Annotated in this window: 8 protein-coding genes; 2 read left to right on the forward strand and 6 right to left on the reverse strand. The window is 47.7% G+C overall.

Annotated elements, in window-relative coordinates; all coding sequences use genetic code 11:
* Positions 1–176: 176 nt before the first annotated feature.
* A complete protein-coding gene (locus tag EA392_06965) occupies positions 177–419 on the reverse strand; it encodes a hypothetical protein (protein TVR39274.1) in 243 nt (80 codons plus the stop codon).
* A 416-nt stretch (positions 420–835) separates the two neighbouring features.
* On the opposite strand from EA392_06965, the gene EA392_06970 reads away from it, so the two are divergent.
* Positions 836–1,504, forward strand: coding sequence for a hypothetical protein (locus EA392_06970; GenBank protein TVR39275.1), 669 nt, complete (start codon positions 836–838; stop codon positions 1,502–1,504).
* A 159-nt stretch (positions 1,505–1,663) separates the two neighbouring features.
* Positions 1,664–1,900, forward strand: coding sequence for a hypothetical protein (locus EA392_06975; GenBank protein TVR39276.1), 237 nt, complete (start codon positions 1,664–1,666; stop codon positions 1,898–1,900).
* 112 nt (positions 1,901–2,012) lie between these two features.
* Here the strand turns inward: EA392_06975 and EA392_06980 are convergent, their stop codons facing one another.
* From EA392_06980 to EA392_07000, 5 genes are all read right to left on the reverse strand, one after another.
* On the reverse strand, positions 2,013–2,309 hold the full coding sequence (locus tag EA392_06980) for a type II toxin-antitoxin system RelE/ParE family toxin (GenBank protein TVR39277.1): 297 nt from the start codon (positions 2,307–2,309) through the stop codon (positions 2,013–2,015).
* Positions 2,306–2,548 (reverse strand): hypothetical protein, encoded by a 243-nt coding sequence (locus tag EA392_06985; GenBank protein ID TVR39278.1) that lies wholly within the window; start codon positions 2,546–2,548, stop codon positions 2,306–2,308. Before EA392_06985 ends, EA392_06980 begins: the two co-directional genes overlap by 4 nt.
* A gap of 542 nt (positions 2,549–3,090) precedes the next feature.
* Positions 3,091–3,837: a DNA-binding response regulator gene (locus EA392_06990; GenBank protein ID TVR39279.1), complete on the reverse strand. Its 747-nt coding sequence runs from the start codon at positions 3,835–3,837 to the stop codon at positions 3,091–3,093.
* Entirely contained in the window at positions 3,834–5,726 is a 1,893-nt protein-coding gene (locus tag EA392_06995; GenBank protein ID TVR39280.1) for a hypothetical protein, read from the reverse strand. The genes EA392_06990 and EA392_06995 overlap by 4 nt, the downstream gene beginning before the upstream one ends.
* Positions 5,727–5,738: 12 nt before the next feature.
* On the reverse strand, positions 5,739–6,362 hold the full coding sequence (locus EA392_07000) for a T9SS C-terminal target domain-containing protein (protein ID TVR39281.1): 624 nt from the start codon (positions 6,360–6,362) through the stop codon (positions 5,739–5,741).
* Positions 6,363–6,401: the final 39 nt, after the last annotated feature.

Genomic DNA, 6,401 nt, shown 5'->3' on the forward strand with positions numbered 1-6,401 from the left:
TGTCCATTGACTATTTATTTTCAACCTTTTCAAAAATACGTTTTTTTCTGGGAACGTGAAGCTGAGAGCAACCTTTGAGCCTCCTGCGTGCAACTTTTTTTCTCGCAAGCCGCGAAGGAGATATGATATAGAGCTGCATTTATAGGTTTTTCCGTACGCGATAATAGAAACGGATGTCACAACCCGTAGTTCTTCCGGGCTTCTGCCACAACCTGGTCATGCGGAATCCCCTCGCCTTTGTCCAATTCCTCCAGACCTTCGCGAATGGCCTCGGCTTCATCGGTACTCAGGCTATCCCACCAATCCGCATCTTCGTTCCGGAGCTGTTTGATTTTGGCGATTACGTTTTCATCGGTGAGTTGTAATAACCACTGAATGAGATCGAGTTTTTCCGCTTTGATATCCATAACAAATTGCATGAGTGCAGTTCAAAGATAGGAAAATAGGTTGTTGGAAAGAATGGTCGATGAGTGACCGCGAGACAAACTTTGCGCCCATTGCGCCTCCATAGAGGCCTTTGCTGTAAAAAAAATCTAATCGCAACGAGCGCAAACCCGCCTGCCGCGGGCAGGGAAGACGCAATGCCCGCCTGCCTCAATTCAACCACGCACTCCTTAGCTTATCCAGCAGCGGCAACAGATTCTCGCGCTGGCGAATTCCGGGAAAACGCGGTTCCAGCAGTTGTCGTTACGGTGCAGGAGGAATGACACAAGAGCCACAAAGGTGCCGGGATTAGCGAATAATGTTGGAACGTGCCGACCAGCGTAAGGATAAGGTATTCCATTGGTGTTTAAATAATTTCTATCTTGCAACTCTGGTTTAATATGGGAATACTTTGATTCGGGTTTGGTTTTTTTTCGCAATGGTTTTTGTGCTTTCAGGTAAAGAAGTGAGTGGGCAATCGCACCACCTCGGTCTTTCTGGTGGTGTGAATTATTCAACTTTAAACAGCTTGAAAAACACAGGTTTTGTTGATCTTTGGCAAGTAGGTCCATCACTTGGTATCACTTATGAATCGCGCTTTACGAAATACTTCTTTTTGGAAACGGGCTTGATGTACAATAAACGAGGAGCCGGACAAACCGTTGGTATGCTTAACGGAGAATCACCATCAACGGACGAAAGGCTTTTTATGGAACTCAATCACCACTATATTAGTGTTCCTGTTTCGATTGGTATGCGAACCGGAAACAGAGTTGCTCCCTTTGCGCAATTTGGCACCGTGTTTTCAAGAATTCTCAAATCCTACAACTATTTCCACCCTTTTCAAGCATGGAATAATACCGGGTATAGCAGAAATTCAATAGGTTCTCATGCACCCTTTGATTTTACAATGATGCTTCGGGTTGGCGTTATTGCGGAAATCAGTAGTCGCATAGAAGTCTTGGCGAGCGCCACCTTTGAACATGCAATCTTTGGATTGGATATTGCTGCTGGAAATCAGCACATGGGATTTTTGGGGCATATCGGTTTAAAATACCGGATTGGTAAATCTTTGGAATAGGGTGGCATGAGAGGAGCCCAGCTGCCCTCATGTCAACGCCTCCCCCCCGCGCCGTATCCAACAGTTCCATCCTATTCTTCCGTTCATTGAATTCGGGAAAGACGCTGTTCGAGCAGTTGTAAAACGAGAATTTCTTAACTTTCAGTCAAATTGTTGACGATGAACATTGAAGAAGTAAAGGGTCGAATAATCAGTCAAGTGGAGCGTATGGATGATGCTGACTTCCTTGCGGCCATTATGCAGCTTTTGGACACTCGTTCCGCTTCCGGGCAATACCAGCTAAGCGACGAGCAAAAAAACAGGGTAGCTGAAGCCCGTGCGGAATTTGCGGCGGGGAAATCTGTTTCCGGGGATGAGCTAATGAAAGATGTCGAAAAATGGCTCGACAAAGAATAGTTTGTCAACCTTTGCGGTTCTGCGCCTTAGCGTGCAACTTTTTTTCTCGCAAACCTGACTGACGGCAGTCAGGGTCGCAAAGGCGGCAAGGAAGCAAGGTCTAGGGTTGCGTTTATAAATTTTTCCGATTCGGGTTCTGCCGGTTGTCAAAAAGCGTAATGAGTTCGATTTGGTTTTTCCGCACGCGGTAATAAAGACTGGTTTGTTTTGATAAAACACATTTTCTGATATCCTTGTGTTTTAGTGACCGCTGGAATATTTCTGGCCGATGGGCAATTTGATCAAGAATCGTCAGCAAATGAGCATTAACTTTCCGGGCACTTGGCAACCCCCATTTTTCGATCAGGTAGCCCATTAGCTCCAGATAATCCTTTCTGGCTCGGGCTGACCATATAATCTCACGTTTCACAACCCGTATTTCTTCTTGGCTTCTGCCACAACCTGGTCATGCGGAACGCCTTCACCTTTGTCCAATTCTTCAAGGCCTTCGCGAATGGACCGGGCTTCTTCAGCACTGAGGCTATCCCACCAATCAGCATCTTCGTTGCGAAGTTGTTTGATTTTGGCGATTACGTTTTCATCGGTGAGTTGTAATAACCACTGAATGAGATCGAGTTTTTCCGCTTTGATATCCATAACAAATTGCATGAGTGCAGTTCAAAGATAGGAAAATAGGTTGGAGGGAAAGATCAGGGGTTGAGTTTCTGTGAAGCGCCCATTGCGCCTCCCTGTCCGTCCGGCGGGCATAGCGGCCATTGCCTGCCTGCCGGCCAGGCAGGCGGTAAAAAACCTAACCGCAAAGTTCGCAAGGGGTTACGCAAGGATCGCAAGCCCGCCCCCCTCAATTCAACCACTCACTCCTCAGCGCTTCCAACACCGGCAACAGGTTCTCGCGCTGGTCGAATTCAGGAAAAACGCGGTTCCAGCAGTGGTTGTAGAGTGCGAGACCAGATGGGTTCAGGAATTTCATAAACGACGATACCATCTCAAAATCCCACGGGATGACGGTGTTGTGCGAGATAGCGGTAGGATCGAGTTTGTTGATCCGGGGATGAGCTGATGAAGAATGTCGAAAAATGGCTCAAAACGAAGTAGTTTGGTCGTAGAAAGCCGGGTTTGAACTGTATGAAGTGCTTGATGCGGTGGCGAATTTCTTTTCGCGTTTGCGCTCTGGGTTTTGATTAAAACGTCTAAATAAACCTTTCCAAAAAAGCAGCCTTCCGCAACCGACTTACGGCATGTTGTGTGCCGTCCACCATTTCAACCATGTTATCACTACGGTGAAAAGCGGTGACGTGCCGCAGGTTGACGACTGTGCTTTGGTGAATGCGGAAAAAACCGAATTCGTTGAGCAATTGCTCATAATCGCCAAGGGTTTTGGTGGCGAGTATGCGTTTGCCGTCGCGCAGAATAAAGTTGGTGTAGTTCCGGTCACCTTCCAGCCGAATGATTTCTTCGATATCCACCACGCGAAATCCTTCCATGTTGGAGATGACCAGCTTGCTGATCTTGCGGTCGCTGCCATAGTTTTCAATCAGGATTTTGAGCCGTTTACGGGCGTCGTTCCGATCCTCGGTAGATTTTTTCACCAATGATTCAATCACCTCGCGCAGGGCGCTGATTTTAACCGGCTTCATCAGATAGCCCATCGCGCTGAACCGAAAAGCGTTTACGGCGTATTCATCATAAGCTGTGACAAATACCACTTCAAAATCTTTATTATCAATGGCTTTGAGCAGGTCAAAACCCGTTTCGCGGTTCATCCGGATATCGAGAAAAACCAATTCCGGCTTGTGGCGGTTGATCATTTCAATTCCACCCGAAACAGAATCCGCTTCACCGGCAATTTCAACTTTGTCGGCAAAATGTCGCTCAATCAAACTGCGCAGCATAAACCGCGCATCTTCCTCGTCGTCAATAATTATTGCTTTTATCATGTATTGGCAGGGATGAGAAATGTAACCCGCGTTCCGGAGCCGGGACTGCTTTCAATTTCCACTTTATTTCCGAGTCGTTGTTCGGTAATGGCCATTCCCTTCGAGGTCGATTTCGTGCGATCATCCGGGTTCATTCCCACGCCGTTGTCGGATACCTCACAGTGCAGGTTTCCATTTCGGGGACTGAGCCGGATATCGATATTTCCTTTCTCCTTTGTGGGGAGGATTCCGTGCCAGATCGCGTTTTCCACAAAGGGTTGAATGACCAGCGGTGGTACTTTGGTATTCAACTGGTCAATCTCCGGATCGACAGAAATGGAATAATCAATCTTATTCCGACTTCTCAGTTTTTCGAGTCCGAGGTACAACCGCAAAGTTTCGAGCTCTTTGTGCAGACTGATCGCGCTTTTGTTGCTGTTTTCCAAAATGTTGCGCATGAGAGTCGAAAAGTCGGCAATGTATTCATTGGCCTCGTCGATATCACCCTCCAGGTAAATGCGCTGGATACTGTTGAGCGCATTGAAAATAAAGTGCGGATTCATTTGCGTTCGCAGTGCGCGGTGTTCCAGTTCGGCCGCTTTCTTCTGTTCGCGCAATTGGTGTTGTCGGCGTACAAACCACCCACCGCCGATCAACATAATAATCAACAGGGAAAGCGAAGCGGTGAGGTAGGTTCTGGCCCGCAGTGCATTGGCATTCCGGTCGAGTTCCAGTTCGCTGACTTTGTTCTTTTCGGTCAACAATGCAATTTGCTCCTGTTGCCGTTCAAATTGATACCGCCGCTCAACTTCGATTACTTTTTGAGCGGTCTCTTCGGCGTTAATTTTTTTCTCGATAGCGCTGATCTCTTTGTACGCATTCAGTGCTTCGGGAAACTCACCGAGGTTTTCCAAAACGGCAGCCAACAGCTCATAGGCATTTTTGGTCATGTTTAAATCCTCAGAATGGCGCAGCAATTCCAATGCTTTGTTTGCCAGTACCAACGCCTGGCGATTGTCGCCCTTTTCAATTTGGGCATCGGCACTTTGCAAAACCGCCAGTGCCATATTTGTCGTGTCGCGGATGGCCGAATAACTTTGGTAATTCTCATCAAACAGGCGCAGGGCTTCGTCGTAACGACCGCTTTCGATGTAGATATTTCCCAGGCTTGATTTGCTGGATGCGATGGTCAATGCTGAATTGACTACCTTTTGAATGTCGAGCGCGCGGAGCAGGAAATACTCGGCACTGTCGGGATAACCCTGATAATAAGCCACAATTCCCATGTGGCTGAGCACGTGCGAAACGCCCTTCATGTCGTCATGCCGTTCGTAGAGGTTCAGGGCTTGCCGGTAGTATTTTGCCGCATCACCGTACTGGCCGAGATTGGAATGCAGGATAGCCAGATCCGTGATGGCGTCCGCTTCTCTTTTCCGGTTTCCGATTTGTGCAAAATGGTCTCGTGCCTCCAAAAGGTGAATCGCTGCCTGGTCGTATTCCCCGGTTTTTTTCAGAAAGCGGGAAAGCAACAGCAGATAAATTCCTTGCTCATTTTCCAGCTCCTGGTGCGGCAACATTTGCTCCATCTGCGTAAGAATGGTGTGCATTCTGTCGAACTGCGCACTGAAGTAAAATGCATCCGACAAATTCATCAGTGCATAGAATTTCCCCTTGGGATAATTCAGACTTTCAGATAACTCCAGTTGTTGGTTCGCCCACTGGTAGATTTCTTCGTAGTTGTGAATGGAATTCTTCGCCAATTGGTTCAGCAACCAGACTTTGTTGGTATCCTCACCGGCAATATTCAGTTGCTGCAAGAGGCTATCGCGTTGACCGGTGGGTTCAGCAAAAGCAGAACAACCACAGGTCAACGTGATTAATACGATTAAAATCAGCTTGTTCAGCCGCATTTATGCGCTCATTTATTGGCTCCGAACTACACGATGCACTTTTTCATCGCCGGATATTCTGATGAAATAAATACCCGGAGCAAGGTGATTGGCGTCGACGGTAATTCGCACTCCATTGTCTTGCAAGGTATGTACAATTTGGCCAATGGCATTGTGAAATTCTATCACCCGCGCACGATTTTCTTCAAATTCCAGCACCAGCGATTGACGGAATGGATTGGGGTAAATAAGCACCGTCTCGTTGTTCAGAGTTCGGACATCTGTACAGACTTCCACCGTAATTTCCTGTTCCGCAGTTTGGCTGCACTCGTTTTCATCCGTGTAGCTATAGGTGATGAGGTGGATACCAGCTCCCGCTTCGGCCGGTGAAAACACATTGTCAGATACACCAGGGCCGGAATATGTCCCTCCCTCCGGAAGACCACCGGTCAGCGGAAAATCTCCAAAGTTATTGCAGATGATACTGGAATCGAGTTCGAATGTCACTGTGGGTAAGGGGTGAGATTCTACAATTTGAATACTGGCTGTTGACGACCCGCAATTGTTGTTGGCGGTCACGGTAATTGCTCCGCCATTCTCACCGGCAGTGGCGTTGATAGAAGCCGTTGAACTGCTGCCGCTCCAGCCGTTGGGCAAAGTCCAGGTGAAGGAAGTAGCTCCAGGAACTTCTGCAAC

The sequence above is a fragment of the Cryomorphaceae bacterium genome (assembly GCA_007695365.1).
Lineage (GTDB): Bacteria > Bacteroidota > Bacteroidia > Flavobacteriales_D > SKUL01 > SKUL01.

Bases quoted from the DNA above. Each gene is read 5' to 3' on its own strand.
- EA392_06965 (TVR39274.1), bottom strand. From the start codon at position 419: ATGCAATTTGTTATGGATATCAAAGCGGAAAAACTCGATCTCATTCAG.
- EA392_06975 (TVR39276.1), top strand. From the start codon at position 1,664: ATGAACATTGAAGAAGTAAAGGGTCGAATAATCAGTCAAGTGGAGCGT.
- EA392_06985 (TVR39278.1), bottom strand. From the start codon at position 2,548: ATGCAATTTGTTATGGATATCAAAGCGGAAAAACTCGATCTCATTCAG.
- EA392_06990 (TVR39279.1), bottom strand. From the start codon at position 3,837: ATGATAAAAGCAATAATTATTGACGACGAGGAAGATGCGCGGTTTATG.
- EA392_06995 (TVR39280.1), bottom strand. From the start codon at position 5,726: ATGCGGCTGAACAAGCTGATTTTAATCGTATTAATCACGTTGACCTGT.